Origin of the sequence: Streptomonospora halophila (genome assembly GCF_039542725.1) — a bacterium.
In the GTDB taxonomy this organism is placed as follows: domain Bacteria; phylum Actinomycetota; class Actinomycetes; order Streptosporangiales; family Streptosporangiaceae; genus Streptomonospora; species Streptomonospora halophila.
The window spans coordinates 116,383-134,794 of the sequence record NZ_BAABIK010000009.1; the positions used below are offsets into that span (position 1 = coordinate 116,383).

Consider the following 18,412-nt stretch of genomic DNA (forward strand, 5'->3'; position numbering starts at 1 on the left):
CGGACGCCGGACGCCGGACGCCGGACGCCGGACGCCGGACGCCGGACGCCGGACGCCGGACGCGGCGACTGCCGCGCGCCGCCGCTCCCCGGAGGGACCCGGCATCGGCACCGGCGTCAGCCGGGGATGCGTGCGACCCCCGCCAGTCCCCAGGCCTGTTCCGGAGGGATGTAGTCGGCGGCGTCGACCACGGGCGAGGGCTCGGTGGTCCAGTCGTCGCAGTGGATCAGGCCGGGCGGGTCGACCAGTTCCAGGCCGGCGAAGAATCGCGCGATCTCCGCGCTGGAACGGGCCCGGCCGGGCGAACTGGTGTTCGCGTAGAACCGCTCCAGGGCGGCCGCGCGGTCGGGGGCGGTCTCGTTCTCGACGTGGCTGATGGCCACATAGGAGCCGGCGGGCAGCCGCTCCACGTAGCGCCGCAGCAGACCGTAGGGGTCCTGGTGGTCCTGCAGGAAGTGCAGTATCGCGACGAGCAGCAGCCCGACCGGGCGGTTCAAGTCGAGGCGGCCGGTCAGCTCGGGGCGGCCGAGGATGCTCTCGGGATCGCGCATGTCGGCCTCGACGACGCCGGTGATCTCCGCGCGGTCGGCCAGCAGCGCCTCGGCGTGCACCCGGACGACCGGGTCGTTGTCGACGTAGACCACCCGGGCCTCGGGAATGCGCCGGCGCACGACCTCGTGCACCGGGTTCTCCGCCGGAAGGCCGGACCCGATGTCCAGGAACTGGTCGATCCCCTGCCGTGCCATGAAGTCCACCGCCCGGCCGAGGAACCGCCGGTTCGCGCTCGCCATCTTCCTTATCTCGGGTATCTGCTGCTCGATCCGCTCGCCGAGTTCGCGGTCCACGGCGAAGTTGTTCTTGCCGCCGAGGTAGTAGTCGTAGAGGCGGGCCGCGCTCGCTACGGTCGGGACGCCGTGGCCCCCTTCAGCGCTGGAATCGGTGCTCATCGAAGTCCGTCTCCTGAGGGGCGAATCGGTCGTGGGGGTGCACATTGTGCATCACATCGCCGGGTCGGCAAGCGCTTTCTGTAGCGTCGGGGCCGCGGGCGCGGTGGCGCTCGTCACAGCGGGCGGCGGGCCGCCGCCGGTGCGTGGCGGCGGACGGGCATTGCGACGGGAGCCGGGCGGGGCCGATGCCGCAGCACAGCGGAGGCGATCGGAGCCGGGACGGCCGACCGGAGCCGCCGCGCCGGGGACGGAGGTCGCCGCCCGCGCCGCCGCGGGCCGGTTGTGGCCGCGCCCGGATCTGGGCGGGCCCGACGCCGTGTTGTACGCGGCCCCGGGCGGTCCGCCCCGACCGGCTTCCGGGGCGGGCGGCCTACCCGGCGCCCTCGCGCGAGCCCAGGCGCACCCTGCCGCCGGTGGCCTTGTAGAGGGCCCTCGGCAGCAATGAGGCCGGAACGCCGGGCAGATCGCGCAGGCGGCGCTCATAGGAGCCGCCCCGGGTGGCCGCGCGCGGAGCCGCCGTAGGCGCGGACGGCGGCGCCTGCCCGGACCCCTCGATGAAGGCCCTGGCCTCTGCGGAGCCGGGAATCGCCGAGACCGACGCGCTGTCGGCGTGTCCTGCCTGCGGGCCCGACGGATGCTCCGCCGGGACGGGCGGCTGCGCGGGCGCCCGCGCAGCCTCCGCGCCCGCTGCCGACGTGGCCGGCGCGCCGCCGGAGACGGCGTATCCCCCCGAAGGTGCCGACGTCGGCGTCCACTGCTGCTGTGCGGACGGCGCACCGGCGGACGGTGCCGGGTGCCGAAACGCCTGCTGCGGACCGGAGGCCGGTTCCCGGCCCGCGGTCCCGGCGGTCTGCGCCCCGGTCCCGCGATACGCCGCAGTGTCGGCCGGTCCGCTCGGCGGGGCAGCGCTGTAGGGCTCCCCGCCCGCCTGGTGCGGGCGCGGGTCCGGCTGCCAGGCCGCCCGGGACGGCTGCGGTCCGCTCGCCGGCCGGTCGCCGCGGGTCTGCCCCCACCCGCCGTGCGGGGTCTGCGGCTGCGGCCCGCCCGCGCTGCCCGCCTGCTGCGCACCGCTGCGGCCTTCCGGCTCGGGTTGCCGCGCGGATGCGGGGCCGTGGGCCGATTCCGCGTCCTGGGGCCGACCGGTGTTCCGCCGGGCCGAATCCGCGAGCCGCGGAGGCCCACTCGCGGGACCGCCCGGATCGTCCGGGCCCGAGTCGTCGACGGGCCGGAGCCGGATGGTCTGCTCCTCCGGCCGCGGCTCCTTCGTTCCACCGGCGCGGTCGGGCAACGGGGACGCGGTGCCGGAGTGGGGCTGTTGCGGTCCGCTCGGCTGCTGGGGTTGTGGCTGGGGCTGCTGTTGGGGTTGGGGGTGGTGGGGCAGGGTGCCCTGGTCGCGGCCGGTCGCCGCAGGGCCGCCGGGCTGGTGAGGGGCTGCGGCCGGACGGGCCGAAACCTCTGCTTCCGTTCCGGGACGGGCCTGCGATGCGGCGGGCGCGCCGGCCTCCCTGGGGCCAGCCGCCGCGGGGCGCGGCTCCTGTGTGGTGTTCGGGTCGTGCGGCTGCCCACCCGCTCGGTAGCCGGGTCCGGTGCCGCCGCTGCCCGGTTCGGCCGTCGGCGGGACGCCGCCGGGCCGGTTGGTGGCCGGGTTCGGGCGCCTGGCGGGGGTCCGCGTGGAGTCCTGCTGCCGCTGGGATGCGGTGCCGGAGTGGGGCTGCTGCGGTCCGCTCGGCTGCTGGGGTTGTGGCTGGGGCTGCTGTTGGGGTTGGGGGTGGTAGGGCGGGGTGCCCTGGTCGCGGCCGGTCGCCGCAGGGCCGCCGGGCTGGTGGGAACCGGCCCCGGGTTGCGTCGCGTATGTTCCGTGCGGACCGCTCGGGTGCTGAGAGCCGGTCGTCGGGGGTTCGGCCGGCGCCTGGGCGGTTCCGGAGGAGGTCTGGGCGCCGTCGGCTGGACCGGACGCGCCGCGGCGCTGCAGCGGGTGCGTCTGGTCCTCGGGCTTCGCCGCCTCGGTGCCGGCGGCCTGCGGCGTACCCGCCGCCGCGCTGGACGGGGCGGTGGGTGGAGTGTCCTGGCGGCCTCCCGGCGCGTGGGTGCCCGGCCGGTACGGCGCCCCGGTGCGGTCGGCGGCCGGGGAGGGAGAACCGCTGTCCGGCGCCGGGGCGGGAGCGGGGCGGTCGGCGCCGCCTTGCGGAGCGCCACCGGCCTGCCCGCGGCCGGTCGCCGGATACGCGGACTGCGGCTCACCGGTCTCGCGCATGCTCTGCCCGGAGCGGGGCGCGCCCTCGCGGGCGCCCTGGGCGTCGCCGCCCTGCTGCCGTCGCGCGGCGGACGGGCGCAGGGAAGGCGGCTGGGTCTGCCCCGCGGGATCGTCGGAGCCCCCGCTCGCCGCGCCTTCCGAGCCGGGGCGCCGCAGCTGGACCGTCTGGTCCTCGGGCCGGGGCCCGCCGTAGGCAGGGGAGCCGCCCGACGGGTCCTGCGGCGATGCGGGATGCCCCGCCCCGGGGCCGTGGGCACCGGTCGCCGGCTGCGGTCCGGTTGCGGGATGGGCGTTGCCTGGGTTTTGCGGCCCGGTGGTCGGATGCGCGGGGCCGGCGCCGGCGCCGGTGGCGGGTCCAGGGCCGGTGTCGTGGGCGGTATAGGGCGCTTGCTGGCCCGTCGCCGGGCGCGCAGGGCCCGCGCCCGCGGCGCTGCTCGGGTCTTGGGGGCCTGTGGTGGGGCGTGCGGGGTTCTGCGGGACGTGCGCGGGGTCCGGGTTCGCGGTCGGGTGGTGCGGTGGGGACTGCGGCATGCCTTCGTGGGGTGCGGCCGCGGTCCGTGCGGGGTCGTTCGGGTTCTGGGGCCCGGTGGTCGGGTGTGCGGCGTTGGGCGTCTGAGGGCCCGTCGCCGGGCGCGCAGGGCCCGCGCCTCCGGTGCTGCCCTGGTTCTGTGGGCCCGCGGGCGGGTGCGCCGCGCCGCTGGCCGCGCCGGTGTGGTGGGGGCCGGTTGCGGGATGGGCGTTGCCGGGGTTCTGCGGTCCGGCGGCCGTGCTGCCGGGGCCAGAGCCGGTGCCGCCGGCTCCGGCGGGGGGCTGGGGGCCTGTCGCGGGAGGTGTGGGGCCGGGGTTGGGGCCGTAGGAGCCGTGCGGGTCTTGCGAACCCGTCGCCGGGCGGGCGGGGGCGGAGCCCGCGGGGTTGGTGCGGCGCTGCTGCGGGTGGGTCTGGTCCTCTGGCTTGGCCTCTGCGGAACCGCCGGGCCCTCCGGCGCTTTCTGCCGCCCACGGGCCGCCCGGTCGCGCGCCGCCCGCGGGAGTGACACCGGCGCCGGTGCCCGCGCCGGTGCCCGCCGGTCCGGCTCCCGCCGCACCGCCGCCGCTCCCCGGAGCGCCGCCCGGCCGCCGGTACGGGTCGGCGCCTCCCGCGTCCCCGTGCGCCGCGGGCCGGCCGCGGACCGGGGCGGAAACGTCGTCCGCGTGTGTCGGCCGCCGTGTCCCCGGCTGCGGGCGGCCACCGCCGTATGGGCCCTGCGGCCCCTGGTAACGGGCATACGGCGGCGGAGGCGCGTCGAAGTCCGCATACGGGGAGGCGCCGCCGTCCGGCTCCTCGGGCGCGCTCGGAGCCGGGGACCGCTCCTGCGGCTCCTCGTTCTCGCCGTACTGCGGGTTCTCTCGGTTCGGCGATCGGTCGGGCATGGTCGGGCACCCCCGGGCGTCGGTTCGGGGCGGCGCCGTCAACGCTCCCCGTCGGACATCGTCACACGGATCGGGCCGGTCGGGCTCCGCCCCGCCGCACCCGACGCACCCGCCTCACAGCGACCGCCGCAGGCACTCCGCGGCGATCCGGGTCGCCGTCGCGTGCGTCGCGGCGGAGATGCGCGAAGGGTCGATGCGCGTGCCCTCCGCGAGGTGGCGGTCGAAGCCGAGCCGGAACACCTCCGCCCCGCTCTCGCGCAGGATCGCCGCCGAGCCCCGGAAGTCGAACGCGCGGTCCTCCCCGCGCGTCTGCTCGGTGAACACCACGACGATCCGGCGCGGCAACGACTCGGCACCGTTGGCGGTCATCCAGTCGAAGGCGCGCCCGATGCTCGCCGCACCCTCCCGGGTCGAGGGCACGACCAGCACGTGCGCGTGCGCGCTCGCCTGCGCGGCGCGGTTGAGCCCGTCCGACACGTCGGCGGCGCGGTCGATCACGGTCAGGCCGAAGAAACGCGTCAGCGGCAGCACGGCGGTCTGGTAGCGGTTGGCGTCCAGCGCCCCTTGCGCGATCTCCTCCTGCAGCCTGGGCAGCAGCCACAGCCCTTCGCCGACCCGCTCCAGGCACTGGGCGACCTCGTTGAAGGAGTCCGACTCGATCGTGGCGCCCGTCAGCCCGGGCGCCCCCGGTTCGGCCGCACCCAGCCGCGGACCCAGCCCGCTGTTTCCCGGCCCCAGGTCCAGTGCCAGCACGCGGTCGTAGCGGTAGTGCGCGAAGGCCAGCGCGAGCAGCGCGGTCACCGTGCTCTCGGCCGCCCAGCCGTGCGGCCGGCTCACCACGACGCGGCGGCCGGTGATCACCGAGCGCTGCAGCTCCCGCCCCAGCCGGACGGGCGCCAGGACGTCCTCGGGCGGCCGAAACGGCCGCGCCGCGCCCCGGCCGACGCGGCGCAGCAGCGAGTCACCGTGCCTGGCGGCGCGGGGCGCGGCCCTGCCGGCGGACGGTTCCGCGCTGTCGTGCATCGTCTGGCCTCCGGGAGAGTGTGCCGACGCTGGGTCGCAAGGGTCAGAACGTGTTGATCAGGCGCTCGAAGGTGCCGAAGGAGCCGATCGCCACCGGGATCAGCACGACGACGGCGACGGCCTCGAACCGGTTGGCGATCCTCCGCAGCCGTGCCCGTGTGTGCTCGGGCTGGTCGAAGGCCAGCACGACGGCCGGGATGAGCAGCACCGCCACCAGGACCCCGATCGCGGGCCACAGCGCCCACGCCGACCGGTCGACCCAGGCGTCCGCCAGGGCGACGACGATCGCCAGCGCCGCCGCCATCAGCGGCGCCTTCTGCAGGATGAGCGGGAACAGCCGCGACCGGCTGCCCACGACGATCGCGAGCAGGCCCGCCAGCGCCGCCGTCCACCCGTTCAGGTCGGCGGCGAGCCCCATCCCGGCCACCCCGGCCGAGACCGCCGCCGCGACCGTGGCGATGGTCATCGTGCGGTGCGCACTCGCCAACGCGGTCATGACGTCGGTGCGCGCCACGGCCGAACCCGAGCCGCGCCGGTCGTCCAGCGCCGTCAGCCCCGACATCCCCATGGCGAAGCGCAGGATGAGGCTGAGGACCACCACGCACACCATCGCCATGACGGCGCCCACCTGCGACAGCTGCAACCCGAAGGCCGAACCGCCGGCCCACATCGCGGTCAGCGACAGCGTGACGGCGCCGCCGATGATTCCGCCGCGCCCCAGCGGGGTCGTCACGCCCAGGCCGATGACCGCGGTTCCGACGATGCCCGCCAGTCCGCACCACAGCACCCAGCCGGGCCAGCCGAAGCCCGCCGCGGCCAGCCACACCGCCTCGCCGGCCAGCGCGCCGCCCGCGATCGCCAGCGCGGTGCCCGCCGGCTCGCGCCAGGTCGCGGCCAGGGTCCAGCCCAGCGCCATCAGCACCGCCGCGCCGCCGCCCAGCGCCAGGGCGCCCGCCGTGCCGCCGGTGCCCGTCCACAGCAGGGAGCCCGCGGCGAGGACGAGCGCGGCAACGGCGAACGTCGCGCTCCACCGCCGCGCCGCGGAATTCCACCGGCCCAGGTCGCCGTCCAGGACGTCCCCGACCGCGTCCGGAACCTCGTGGACGACGGGGGCCGGGACCGGCTCGTCGACGCGTACGAGCCGCAGCACGTCGCCGTCGGAGACGCGGCGCTCGGCCAGCGTGGAGTCGCCGTCGAGGTGCACACCGGAGGCCGTGGCCAGGTGCATGGGCAGGGCGGGGTTGCGCCCCTGGTCGCCCAGCAGCTTGAGCACCTCGGGCATCAGCGCGCCGATCGGCTCCTGAGCCGGGAGGACGGCGTCGACACGGCGGTTCTCACCGACGAGTGTCACGCGGCTCCAAGACGTCATCGAGCCCTTTCCCATCACTACTTCGCTGCGGTGCCCCGCGTCCGGCGCGGGAGCTTGGGGGTGCGGCGCCGCGGTCGCGGCGGCGGTTCAGGCGGGCACCTCGCTCGCCTCGACCCGTTCGAGGTAGCCGTTGCCCAGCAGCCAGCGGATACTCACCAGCGCCGGAGGCTGGATGAAACCGCCGGCCTCGACGGTGAACCTGACGCCTCCGCCCGGGTTGGCGCCCTCGCTGGGGGACAGCGAAGCGTCGACCTTGAAGGGGTGCGTCACACGGTATCGGTGGTACCCGCCGGAGTCCGCGTCCGCGTCCGCGTCCGCGTCCGCTTCGGCGCCGGCGTCCGCGCTCTCCGAGGGTGCGGACGCCGTCGGCGCGGGTGTGCCGGAGGGCGTGGCGTCGGGTGCGGGGCTGGTGTCGGACGGCGCCGAAGGGCGGGCGATCTCGGGCAGGCCGCGCTCACCGAACGGCTGGCCGTCGGGGAAGAGCAGCGAGCCGCTCTCCTGACCGAAGGTGTCCACGAGCATGCCCGGCTTCAGCGTGGCCTTGACGCCGTCGCCGCTGCCCTGGCGGATCTGCGCGCCGACGTCGTCGACGAGCGTGGCGGTCCGCTTCGCGGCCTTGCTCTCCTCGGAGGTGCTGAGGGGCCGGGGATCGGCGTCGACGAGGACGAGCTCGCCGTAGAGCCATCGGGCGGCCTCGTCCTCGGTGGGGAAGTCCGCGCCGGTGCGGCCCTGCTCGTATTCGACGATGCCCGCCGAGAAGCCCCGCTCGTTCTCGGTGATGAGGTAGTAGCTGGTGGCGGTGCCCGTCGCGGGCCGCGGCTCGTCGGGCAGCACGTACAGCTCGGGCGGCACTCCGGCGCTGCCGAGCTGGGCGGCGAGCATGTCCATGGTGACCTCGGCGCCCACCCAGTCGGCTGGCACGGGTGCCGACGGTGCGGGCGGAGGCGGCGACTGGGCCTGCTCCTGGGCCTGGGCGGCGTCCTCCTGGCTGCTGAGCTGGCTCTGCAGGAACGACCAGCCCACGCTGCCCGCGCAGACCACGGCGGAGATGACCAGCCCGGCGATGATCTTGGCGACGTTCTCGTCGAGCCTTCGGCGGGTGCGCTGCGGACCGAACAGGACCGCCTCCCGGAGCCGCTTGCGGCGCACGGCGACAGACTCCAGCAACTGGCTGTCGTAGTCGCGGGCCATCAAGCCTCCTTTGCGGAGCGGGCTGCGGATACGGTCCGTGCTCGCGGGAGGGGCCCGCGTGGCGGCCGCAGGGCGTACGAAGAGGGCACCCGCAAGAGTACGGGGCGGGGGCGCATACCGGGCCGCGCGCCCCTGCGGCGGGTGCGCGCGGCTGAGGCGGTGCCGTGCCGCGCCCGAAGGCTCCGGCGGCCGTCGGTCGGCACGGTGCCGGAGGGGCGCGGCGCTCGGCGCGCCGAGCGCCCCGGAAGGCCGCAGGGGCAGGGGCCGGAGGAGGCTGCGCCGGCGCGCCGCGGCGATCGCCGATGGGCAGGCGCGGGCGCCTGCGCGGTCGGACCTGCAGGTCAGATGCTCTGCACGGCCGTGCTCGCCCTGGACAGCGAGGTCTGGGCGGTCTCGTCGTTGTTCTCCAGGGTCGTGCGCACGAGCCGGATGATCTCACGGACCTCCTCGGCGGCGTCGTGCCACTTCTGCTCCTTGGCGCTGTACTCCTCGTCGACGCCGTCGGCGATGAAGTCCGCCATCGCGGAGGTCACGTCGCCCTGGTGCTCGCCGATCAGGCTCTCCAGGCGGGTCATGACCGTTTGGATGTTGGTCTGCGCCTCGCCCGAGGCGCCCAGGTCGTAGCTGTTGCGTCCCATGCTCATGTGGGGTCCTCCTCAGCCGCTGCCGGGTCAGGCCGTGCGGAACTTGGCGGCGTCGAAGTTCGCCGCGCCCATGTTCTGGTTGGCGTCGTCGGCCATGGTCTGGTTACCGGACATGAAGGCCTGCTGCATGCCGCCCTGGCCCTGGTTGATGTTGGTCAGACCGGCGTTGAGCTCGGCCGTGATCGTGTCGGCGCGGCTCTTGAAGGAGTCGAACGCGGCCTTGCCGGCGCCGTTGAACCGGTTGGCCAGGGGCTCGGCGGCGTCGATCAGCTGGGTGATCAGGCTGCTGAGCTCGTCGCCCGTGCCCGAGGTGTTGCGGGTCAGGGTGGTCAGCGTCTGATCGCCGAAGTCCCAACGTGACATCTGTTCACCTGCTCCTCGGTTACCTGCTGTCTTCCGCGGTTGGACGCCTCCGCCGGGTCGCCGGTTCCGGCGATTAGGCGCAGACGGTAAAGAGGGAGGAACCGCCGCATAATTATATGGGTCATAATGACGATCGGCAGTCGGCTGCCGCCGGTGGGTGAAGCACCGTTTCTGGGGAGCGACCGCATGAAGTTCGAACACCTCGATCCGGCCGAACCGCCCGCTGAGGACGCTTTCGGCGCCCACGGCCGCCCGGGTGGAGAGCCGCCCGAGCCCGTCGCCGACGCTGCGCCCGAGGCGGCGGAGCACGACGAGGGCACCGGCCCCGACGACGAGGCCGAGGCCGGCCGAGAGGCCGACCGGGACCCGCAGGCGCGCCTGAAGGCGTCGACCAGGAGGCTGTCGGCCCAGGTGAAGCTGGGTGCGGCGCAGATCGACGACAGTCTCACCAAGCTGTCGCACCGGGTCGCGGAGCTCCAGATGGCCGAAAGCGGCCAACGACCGGGGAGGCCCCCCTCCATCTTCCGCGCGGACCGCTTCGCCGCAGGTCGGAACGGGAGCCGTGCGGGCGCCGACGGCTCGGGGGCGGCCGCGCGGCCGGTGTCGGCCGAGCCCGGCCGAAGCGCGGGCGGCGGAACGGTGGAACCGAACGCAGACAGTGAGCGCCCAAGCATCCGAGACCGGCGTTGAGAGGACGGGAGGGAACAGGCTCATGAGCGGCTGGGATATCCAGGCCCCCGAGGTGAGCGGCGTCATGCAGACCGTCGGCGGGCATGTCAACGGCGGCGACGGCGAAGGCGGCCTGGTCGCCAAGATCGAGACGTTCGGCGGGCACGTCGGCGATGCCGGGACGGCCGCCGCCAGCGGTCCCATCGGCACCGCGCTGGAGGAGTTCGTCGGCGAGTACGGTCCCTCGCTGGAGGAGATGGTGCTCAAGAGCGGAAGCTGCATCAAGGGCTGCGTCGACGCCACCTCCGCCTACCTCGACGGCAACCTGCAGATGGCCTCCGACGCCCAGGGCAACGCCGGCAGCATCGAGGAACTCGACCTGTAGGGCTGCGGGCGGCCGCCCGCAGGGGCGGCGGGGCCGGGCCCCGCCGCGCGCCGGGTCAGCTGCGAACACCCCCCGCGGCGGTCGACGGCGACCGCCCGAGACGGGCCGCCGAGGTGCCCAACCCGGACGGCCCCCACGAGAACCCCGCCCTCGGATCCGGGGCGTGCTTGCGCCGCAGGTAGTCGCCCTTGTAGCGGAGGCACGCGCGGTGCCACTCCAAGATCCCCGACATCCAGTACTTGAGCCCCTCGGCATGGCCGGTGATGACCGCCCGGGCGCGGTCGTCGAGCTCCCAGGCGTCGAGGAGGTCAGGGAGCCCGGTGGCCAGGATGTGCTCGAACTGCTCCATGCGGGCGCGCGCGAGGTCGACGACGATGTCGCGCGCGGTCTCGCGGCCGACGTCGAGGAAGTTCTCCGTGACCAGGACCATGTTGTGGACCTCGCCCTCGAACTCGATCTCCTTCTGGTAGGAGTACAGATCATTCAGGAAGCACGCGTAGTCCTGCGCGGCGGTTTCGAGTTCGCGCAGCGTACGAGTCTCGTAGATCCCCTCGGGGATCTCCTCGTCGTGCGCGAGGCGCGAGAGTCCGATGGTCATGTCCGAGCCGAAGGTGCGCCGGCGCATCTCGATGTAGTCGACGGGATCGGGTACGCGGTTCAGTGCCTGGTTGTGCAGCTCCCACAGCCAGCTTTCGACCATGACCTGCACCGCGGTGCGGAAGCTGCGGCGCGCCTCGGGCCTCATCGGGCCCGCGGTGCGCAGCCACAGGTCGGCCAGGCCCCGTTCGAGTGGATTGGCGGGCTCGGGGGCGTCGTCCTCCTCGGTGTCCAGCGGCATGAACATCGGCAGCCGCTCGGTCTGGAGCTTGGCGGCTTCGAGGTTCCGGGTGGCGCCGAACCACCGGGGATAGGCGTCGTCGCCGTAGGTGCCCCAGGCCAGCCAGTCGCTGGAGAGGTAGAGCTGCTCCCGCTCGGCGTCGGCGTGGATCATCGACGCGCAGTAGGCGAGGTCGAGGTCGAGGAAGTCCTGCTCGTTCCAGACCGCGCCGGTGCCGGTGCCGGGTACGTGCTCCAGCATGCCCATTTCGCGCGCCCAGCCGACCGCGTAGACGCGGGCGTCGTCCAGGTAGGGGCTGCGGACGAGGGCGAACGGCATGTACATCGGCTCGCACTCCAGCTCGCCGACCTGCGGGAGCAGCGGCTGGGCGTGCTGGCGCGACCTGCGGCGCAGGCCCGGCTCGACCGAGGACAGGGCCGGGCGCGCGGCCGAGGTGCCCAGGCCGGTCGGTCCGCCGAGGCCGCCCGAGCGCGCGGCGGCGCCGTCGTTCATGTACCGGCTGGAGCGGGCGTGCCATTCGTGCCCGCCGGCCTGCCAGTCCTGCAGGCCCTTGGCGAACGCGGCGACGGCCGCCTGCCGGCCGGGCGGCAGTCCGCGCTCGGCCATCAGCGCGGGGGTCTCGACCAGGGCGGTGTCCTCGAACTGCAGCATCCGCGAGGTGAGCAGGTCGTTGACCAGCTCGGCGGCCTCCTGCGTGGAGCAGTCGAAGAACCGCTCCAGGACGAGCACGGCGTTGGAGTTCTCGCCCTCCTCGCGGACCTCGCGCTGGTAGGAGAACAGGTCGTTGCGCAGGTGCACGGCGTCGGCGAAGGTGTCGACGAGCACGGATACCGGCCGCGAGCCCGCAAGCTCCGGCGGGACCTCGGCGCCCGCGGCGACCTCGACCAGGTTGGCCGACCAGGGCGCTCCGCCGACCCGGCGGCGCATCTGGATGTACTCGATCGGGTTGGCCACGCGGTTGCGGTTGATGTTGTCGAGCTCCCACATGGACTCGACCATCAGGTTGTGCGTGCTGAGGATGAAGCGCCGCCGCCAGTCGTCGGACATGTGCGGCACGGTGCGCCGCCAGAGGTCGCGCAGCCCCGCCTCTGCGGCGTTGGCGGGCTCGGGCGGGTCCTCGCCGTCGGCGGTCATGAAGCGTTCGAGGCCGTCGACGTAGTCCTGGCCGCCGGCGAGGTCGCCGGTGTACTTGAACATCTCCAGGAAGTGGTCGTCGAAGAAGAACACCCACACGTACCAGTCGGTGATCAGGTCGAGGGTGAGTCCGTCGCAGTCGGGATGCGTGTAAGCGCACAGCAGCGCGTAGTCCATGACGGCGAGGTCGTGCTCGTCCCACACCAGTCCACCTCGGGGCGCCGGGGTGTCGAGCATGCCCATCCGGCGCGCCCACTCCATCGTGTGCCGGCGGGACCGTTCGACGTGCTGATTGATCCGGGCCGGGTGCGACAGGTAGAAGTCGGGCAGTGTGAACGCGTCCATCCGCGTACCTACTCTCGTCGACCTGCGGGTGCTATTTCACCCTCCGGATCTTATTGGTGGCGTTCGGTCGCATGCGGAGGTGCTGATTCGCGATTGCGCAAGGTGAGGCAGACGTGGCGGCGGAGGAAGCCTGATATGCGTGGAGCAGGCGATTCGCGGCTTTCCCCGGGTGGTGTGCCTCCGCAGGCGAGCGGTGGCATTGCGCGAATGGAACGGAGAATGACGGTGTCTGCGGTAGCGCGGTGGACGACCCGGTGCACCCCCGGGCCGACGGATCGTCGGCCGCGCGCCGGTTCCCTTTCAAGGTGCGTGCGACGTGGGAATCGGCAGACCGCGAACGACGGTATGCGCTGGCCGGAATCGGACGGCCGGTACCGGGAGACCCGGAGCGAATGGTCTCCTGACGACGACCCCCTGCCCTGCGGTCGTGCGCGCGTGAGTGACGAGAATCGGCGAGTTCCGGCGGTGCGGCTTTGAGCGGCGTGATCAATCCAGAAGAGGTGCCCGTCCCCCAGGTCGACTGCGACGCGGTCGAGACAGCGGGGGAGAACCTCAAGGGCGACGGCACCGACGTCTCCCAGGCGGGGCAGGACATCAAGTCCTCCTGGAAGGGACTCGAAGGGATCTACGCCGCCCCGGAGGCGGAGACGCTGTTCGCCGCGATCGACCCCGTGGCCTCGAAGGGCGACGACTTCGACGAGGCGGTCACCAAGGTCGGCACCGCGCTGATCACGTTCGCCGGCGAGGTCCGGCCGATCAAGGCGCGGCTCAAGACCCTGAAGGCCGACGCGGAGTCGTTCGTCTCCGACATCGAGGGCGACGACGACTGGCGCGAGGACGAGGACAAGGTCAACGAGCACAACGACCTGAACAACGACATCCTCCAGGCCCTGTACGAGTACCAGCGCGCCGAGCGCGACTGCGCCAATACGATCACGGCGCTGTTCGGCGGCACCACGTTCGTCGCGCAGGACCCGGGAGGCGGCGGCGACCTGGGGCCCGACGAGGAGGCCTACGGCACGTCCGAGGCGCTGAAGGACGTCGAGACCCCCTGGGCCAAGCCGCAGGAGTACGACGCCCCCTGGTACGAGGACGCGTGGGACGGCGTGAAGGACTTCGGCGTCGGCATCGCCGAGGACCTGGGCAGCCTGGTCGGCCTGTACGGCGAGAACGGCTGGGGCGTCAGCTCGTGGAGCGAGTGGGGCACCAACCTCAAGAACAACTGGGGCGACACCCTCGCCGGCCTGGGCAGCCTGGTCGGGCTTTACGGCGAGGACGGCTGGGGCGTCAGCTCCTGGGGCGAGTGGGGCAGCAACCTCGGCAACGGCTGGAAGGAGTTCGCCCACGCGATCGTGCCCTGGCGCGAGTGGGGCGACCGGCCGGGGTATGTCATCACGCAGAGCGTTCTCAACGTCGGCAGCATGTTCGTGGGCGGCGCCGGCGTGGTCAAGGCGCTGGCCAAGGGGGCGCGCAAGGTCGGGGGCGACGGCTCGCACGACTCCGGCGGCGACTCCAACGGCGACGGTTCCGACCAGCAGCAGGTCAACACCCAGGAGCTGCAGTCGGTCGGCAACCGGCCGGGGCAGCAGAGCACTCAGGACCTGCAGAACCAGCTGGACGACCTCGACATCGACCAGCAGCAGCTCGACGGTATCCAGAACTCGCTGGACGAGGCCGAGGGCTTCGACACCCAGCCGACCCCCGTCGGCGGCGGCGACCCCGTCGACGCCGGCGGGAACCGCCCGGGGGGAGACGGCGGCTCCGGCGGGAACTCCGCACCGGACGGCGACAACACCCCGCTCGACCCGGTGGACACGGACCCGGTGGACGGCGTCGACAACGACGCTCCGGACGGCGACGGGACGCCGGACGGCGACACGGTCCCGGAGGGCGACACCACGCCCGAGGGCGACAGCGTTCCGGAAGGTGACACGGTCCCGGACGGCGACAGCGTTCCGGAAGGCGACACGGTCCCGGAGGGCGACACGGTTCCGGAGGGCGACACGGTTCCGGACGGGGACGGCACTCCCGACGGCGACGGGACACCGGAGGGCGACACCACGCCCGAGGGCGACACGACGCCGGACGGGGACGGCACCCCCGACGGCGAGGGGACACCGGAGGGTGAGACGGTCCCTGAGGGTGACACGACGCCGGACGGGGACGGCACTCCCGACGGCGACGGGACGCCGGAGGGCGACAGCGTTCCAGAGGGTGACAGGGTCCCGGAGGGTGAGGGCGAGACGGCGTCGGAGGGCGACGGCGTTCCGAAGGGCGATGGCGCCCCTGACGACACCGAGTCTCCGAAACACGACGGCGGCGACCAGGACGCGGAGGGTGAGCAGGACCTCGAAACCGCAGCGGACAACGACGGCTCCGCAAACGGGTCGGAAGATCCGCACGATCCGGCAGACGAGCCCGGCGGAGACGAGGATCCCGCCGGCGCGCCGCCGTCCGGACAGGGCACGAACCCGAATTTCTACGAGGACGACGGAACACACGCGGCCCGTTTGGCCGCATGGGAGTTGTACAACAACGTTCCAGCGCACATCCGCGACGCCACCGTCGCCTTCATGCGGCAGGTGCCCAGCGGAGGCATCTCCATCGGTGATGCTCCGCTCACGCAGCTTCCCGGCGGCGATGTCCTCCCACAGGGGACACCGAACGGGTGGCCCGCGGGCTCCTCATTCGACGATGTGGCCGGAGTGTGGGAGCCGCAGTCGCGTCGCCTGCTGATCAGCACATCGCGCGCGTCGGGAAGCACGTCCGTGCCTCTTCACGAGTTCGGCCACGCCGTCGACAATTCGCATGGCTGGCACAGTTCTTCTCAAGAATGGTCCAATATTCAGCAGCAAACCGCCGGTGCCTTGCAGTCCAAGAATACTTTCAATCCCTATTACAATGCACCCAAGGAGTGGTGGGCGGAAAGTTTTGCGGCCTGGTGCAAGGGGTGGGACACAATGGTTAAGCACTCGCTTGACGACCATAAGGTCGCTGGCATATTGTGGGATTACTTTGAGCGCACAATGGGAGGTCCGTAATGGCTCGCTTGGACAGTGACGGGGTGACCGTGCTGGTGCCCACCTGCGGTGAGCTGCCCAACGGCACCCTGTGGGACGGCGTCGAACGCCTGCAGCCGGGAGATGACGGCTACGACGAGGCGCTCGCCGAAGCTCAGCTCCGGGCACGGATCGAGGCCCGGTCACCGCGGACCGAGCCGTCTGAAGAAGAACTGGACGAGGCCATTACAGCGTTCAAGTTCGAATAGTCGGGCAACACGTCTCCCCGGCAGGCCTCGTGCCGCGCCGGCCCGGAGGATTCCGCGGAGCACGGGCATTGCGGCGTCTTGGTACTCCAGTCGTCGATCGCGATCAGGCCGGTGCCTCCCCCTCCGCCCGAGGTCGTCCCGGCCCGCCTGGGCCTGCCTACCCCTCCCCTGGTGCGCCCGGTGGCGATCCGCCAGAATCTGCTGCCATGGTGCGACGAATTCGCGGTGACCCCGATGTCCCGCCCTACGCCGGAAGCCCGGAGCAGCGGGAGGCGAAGCGAAAGCGGGACGAGCGCCAGGAGGCGCACCGCCGCTTCGTGGCGAAGGCGCTGGAGGTCGCCGACTTCACGGGGTTCAGCGAGGCGGGGGACGTGCCGCCGCACATCCGGCGGCTCGCCGAAATGAGTGCCGCGACGATGGCCGATCCGCAGACCATCGCCGAGTGCCTCAACGAAGACGGCCCGTGGGACCCCTTCGAGGTCGTGTCCTGCATCGAGAGCCTGTGGCCGCATTCCGGGTACGCCGACTGGCCCCGGGAACTCGGGACCTATCCCGGCTACCTCGGCGGCCTGCGCGACAGGTTGGGCGGCGGCCCGCCGCGTGCCTCGGCCTCGGTGCGGCTCGCTCCGCGCCGCTTGCAGACCCGGTGCACCCGGTGCGGGGCGCAGTGGCCGTCGGGCTGGCCGGGGACCGAGCGGGAGCCGGCGTACCCGGACGAGCCCGCCACGGGGTGCCCCGACTGCGGCTGCCCGTGGCTGCGTTCCGCCGAGCGAGTACGCGAGCACAGCGTCGTCGACCTGCACTGGATGCTCGACCGATTCGCCCCGGCGGACCCCGGTCCGTGCCCCGTGTGCGGCGCGGAGCGCGTGCTCGCCAACGCCGGCTACGCCTCTTGGGCCGTGATCCGGCAGCTCGACTGGGCCTGCCCCGACGCCGACCCGCTGGCCTGGCCCGATCCCTTCGACCGCACGGGCAGGAAGGCGGCGGCCGCCGAGCATTACCGCGCCGCGGTCGAGCCCGCGGTGTGGGAGTCCGAGGCGGCGCACCACGCCTACTGGCTGGCGGTGGACATGCTGCGGCTCGCCGCCGCGGCGGGTGAAGAGACCGAGCCGCCCCCCGGCGCTGTGTACGAGGCGATCGACGGCAGCGGTGGGCGCTGGGTCCGCGACGAGGCGGGCTGGCGGCCGACGGACGGGGCCGACGGGACCGGATGACCTCCACGCGCGGCGCCGGGCGCGGCTCTCCGGGCGGGTTGTGCCGAGCCCGCGGTAAGGGCGGCAGGAATGCTCCGAGACCCACACGAATGCCGTCACCCCGGAGGCCGCGGCGGCGGGTCTCGGCTCACTGCGAGAGCAAGGCGGCCCGCCGCCGAGCGCGCGGTGCCCTTGTCCGCCGGGGCCGGTCTCGACGGCACCCTGTCGAACCCCCCGGCGCACGCGCGGCCGGGCCCGCCGCTGCGCCGGAGCTCTGCGGGGCACCCGGGGCGAGGGCCTCGGTCTGCCTGTCAGCTGTCGAGTGCCGAGTCCGGGAGCGAGGCGAGGGTCCGGCCCACATCCTCCAGGTCGTCCGCCGACAGGCCGGGCCAGCCGTGGACCGACGCGCGCCAGCGGGGCGGAACCGCCGAGGCGCCCCAGCGGGCGCCGAGGAGGGCGCCGGCGATAGCGGCGACGGTGTCGGTGTCGTCGCCCGCCCGTACGGCGTTCTCCAGTGCGGCCGCGAGGTGGTCCCCGCCCTCGCCCTGTGTCGTGGCGACCGCCGACCAGGCGGCCTGCAGCGCCGGTACCACGAACCCGTTCGGGGAGAACGCGTGCGGCGGCGCCTGCTCCGCCTCGTCCAGCCGGGCCGCCCAGTGGTCGCGGCGCCCGGCCGGGAGCAGGTCCAGGCCGGCGCGCACGCCCGCGAAGCCGCCGCCGCCGACCGCGCGGCGGACGCCCTCGCACCACAGGACGCACGCCTCCTCGGCGAGCGGGTCGGCGTGGGTGAGCCTGCTGACCAGGCGCGCCGCGGCTGCGGTGCGCTGCGGGTCGTCCGGGAAGCACAGCCCGATCGGCCCGGTGCGCATTAGCGACCCGTTGCCGGCGCTGGGCACACCCGCGTCGTAGCGCTCGCGCGCCGCCGCGAGCATCGCTTCGGCCACACCGGGCGATCCGCGCTTCGACGCCGCCGCGCCCAGGACCGCTCGGGTCTGGTTGCCGATGTCGCTGGCTCCCTCGAACATCCAGGTCAGGAAGTTCTCGGCGACGGCGTCGAGCGCCCCGCCGCCGACGGCGCCCGCGCCTTCCGCGGCGCCCGCGTAGGGCGCGCCCGCGAACGCGCGGGCGATGCAGGCCGCCATCTGCGTGTCGTCGCTGTACTCGCCGGGACGGTAGGGGCCCAGCCCGCCGCCGGCCATCTCGGGGCGCGTGTCGGGCCCCAGGCGCGCCGCGAACTCGTAGGGTACGCCCAGCGCATCGCCGCAGGCCGCGCCGAGCAGCACGCCCGCCGACCGGTCGAGCCGCTCCTGCTCCTGCTCTCGTGCGCGGTGGCTGTCGCTCACGCAGATCCTTCCTCGGGGGTTCGGGCCGGGGTGCGG

Annotated in this window: 13 protein-coding genes; 5 read left to right on the plus strand and 8 right to left on the minus strand. The window is 73.8% G+C overall.

Annotated features, from left to right (window positions below; all coding sequences use genetic code 11):
• Positions 1-116 precede the first annotated feature (116 nt).
• From ABEA15_RS10105 to ABEA15_RS10130, 6 genes are all read right to left on the minus strand, one after another.
• On the minus strand, positions 117-947 hold the full coding sequence (locus tag ABEA15_RS10105; protein WP_345556414.1) for an SAM-dependent methyltransferase: 831 nt from the start codon (positions 945-947) through the stop codon (positions 117-119).
• Between the two features lie 3,778 nt (positions 948-4,725).
• Entirely contained in the window at positions 4,726-5,634 is a 909-nt protein-coding gene (locus tag ABEA15_RS10110; RefSeq protein ID WP_345556415.1) for a MinD/ParA family ATP-binding protein, read from the minus strand.
• A gap of 43 nt (positions 5,635-5,677) precedes the next feature.
• Entirely contained in the window at positions 5,678-7,003 is a 1,326-nt protein-coding gene (eccD, locus tag ABEA15_RS10115; RefSeq protein WP_345556416.1) for a type VII secretion integral membrane protein EccD, read from the minus strand.
• An 87-nt stretch (positions 7,004-7,090) separates the two neighbouring features.
• Entirely contained in the window at positions 7,091-8,194 is a 1,104-nt protein-coding gene (locus ABEA15_RS10120; protein ID WP_345556417.1) for a TNT domain-containing protein, read from the minus strand.
• A gap of 341 nt (positions 8,195-8,535) precedes the next feature.
• A complete protein-coding gene (locus tag ABEA15_RS10125; RefSeq protein WP_386698803.1) occupies positions 8,536-8,832 on the minus strand; it encodes a pore-forming ESAT-6 family protein in 297 nt (98 codons plus the stop codon).
• 33 nt (positions 8,833-8,865) lie between these two features.
• Complete coding sequence (locus tag ABEA15_RS10130) at positions 8,866-9,201, minus strand: hypothetical protein (RefSeq protein ID WP_344142613.1); 336 nt, start codon at positions 9,199-9,201, stop codon at positions 8,866-8,868.
• A gap of 186 nt (positions 9,202-9,387) precedes the next feature.
• On the opposite strand from ABEA15_RS10130, the gene ABEA15_RS10135 reads away from it, so the two are divergent.
• Together ABEA15_RS10135 and ABEA15_RS10140 are read left to right on the plus strand one after the other, a co-directional pair.
• The gene (locus ABEA15_RS10135; RefSeq protein ID WP_345556418.1) at positions 9,388-9,891 is read left to right on the plus strand and encodes a hypothetical protein; all 504 of its coding nucleotides are present in this window, start codon (positions 9,388-9,390) and stop codon (positions 9,889-9,891) included.
• A 22-nt stretch (positions 9,892-9,913) separates the two neighbouring features.
• Positions 9,914-10,255 carry a DUF6507 family protein gene (locus tag ABEA15_RS10140; RefSeq protein ID WP_345556419.1) on the plus strand — a complete coding sequence of 114 codons (342 nt, stop codon included), beginning with the start codon at positions 9,914-9,916 and terminating at the stop codon, positions 10,253-10,255.
• A gap of 55 nt (positions 10,256-10,310) precedes the next feature.
• Here the strand turns inward: ABEA15_RS10140 and ABEA15_RS10145 are convergent, their stop codons facing one another.
• Positions 10,311-12,572, minus strand: coding sequence for a terpene synthase family protein (locus ABEA15_RS10145; RefSeq protein ID WP_345556420.1), 2,262 nt, complete (start codon positions 12,570-12,572; stop codon positions 10,311-10,313).
• A 482-nt stretch (positions 12,573-13,054) separates the two neighbouring features.
• Between ABEA15_RS10145 and ABEA15_RS10150 the strand changes: the two genes are divergently transcribed.
• From ABEA15_RS10150 to ABEA15_RS10160, 3 genes are all read left to right on the plus strand, one after another.
• Positions 13,055-15,613 (plus strand): anthrax toxin lethal factor-related metalloendopeptidase, encoded by a 2,559-nt coding sequence (locus ABEA15_RS10150; protein WP_345556421.1) that lies wholly within the window; start codon positions 13,055-13,057, stop codon positions 15,611-15,613.
• Positions 15,613-15,840 carry a hypothetical protein gene (locus tag ABEA15_RS10155; protein WP_345556422.1) on the plus strand — a complete coding sequence of 76 codons (228 nt, stop codon included), beginning with the start codon at positions 15,613-15,615 and terminating at the stop codon, positions 15,838-15,840. The genes ABEA15_RS10150 and ABEA15_RS10155 overlap by 1 nt, the downstream gene beginning before the upstream one ends.
• A gap of 206 nt (positions 15,841-16,046) precedes the next feature.
• On the plus strand, positions 16,047-17,054 hold the full coding sequence (locus ABEA15_RS10160; protein ID WP_345556423.1) for a hypothetical protein: 1,008 nt from the start codon (positions 16,047-16,049) through the stop codon (positions 17,052-17,054).
• 290 nt (positions 17,055-17,344) lie between these two features.
• Here ABEA15_RS10160 and ABEA15_RS10165 read toward each other — a convergent pair whose 3' ends face one another.
• On the minus strand, positions 17,345-18,376 hold the full coding sequence (locus tag ABEA15_RS10165; protein ID WP_345556424.1) for an ADP-ribosylglycohydrolase family protein: 1,032 nt from the start codon (positions 18,374-18,376) through the stop codon (positions 17,345-17,347).
• Between the last annotated feature and the right edge of the window lie 36 nt (positions 18,377-18,412).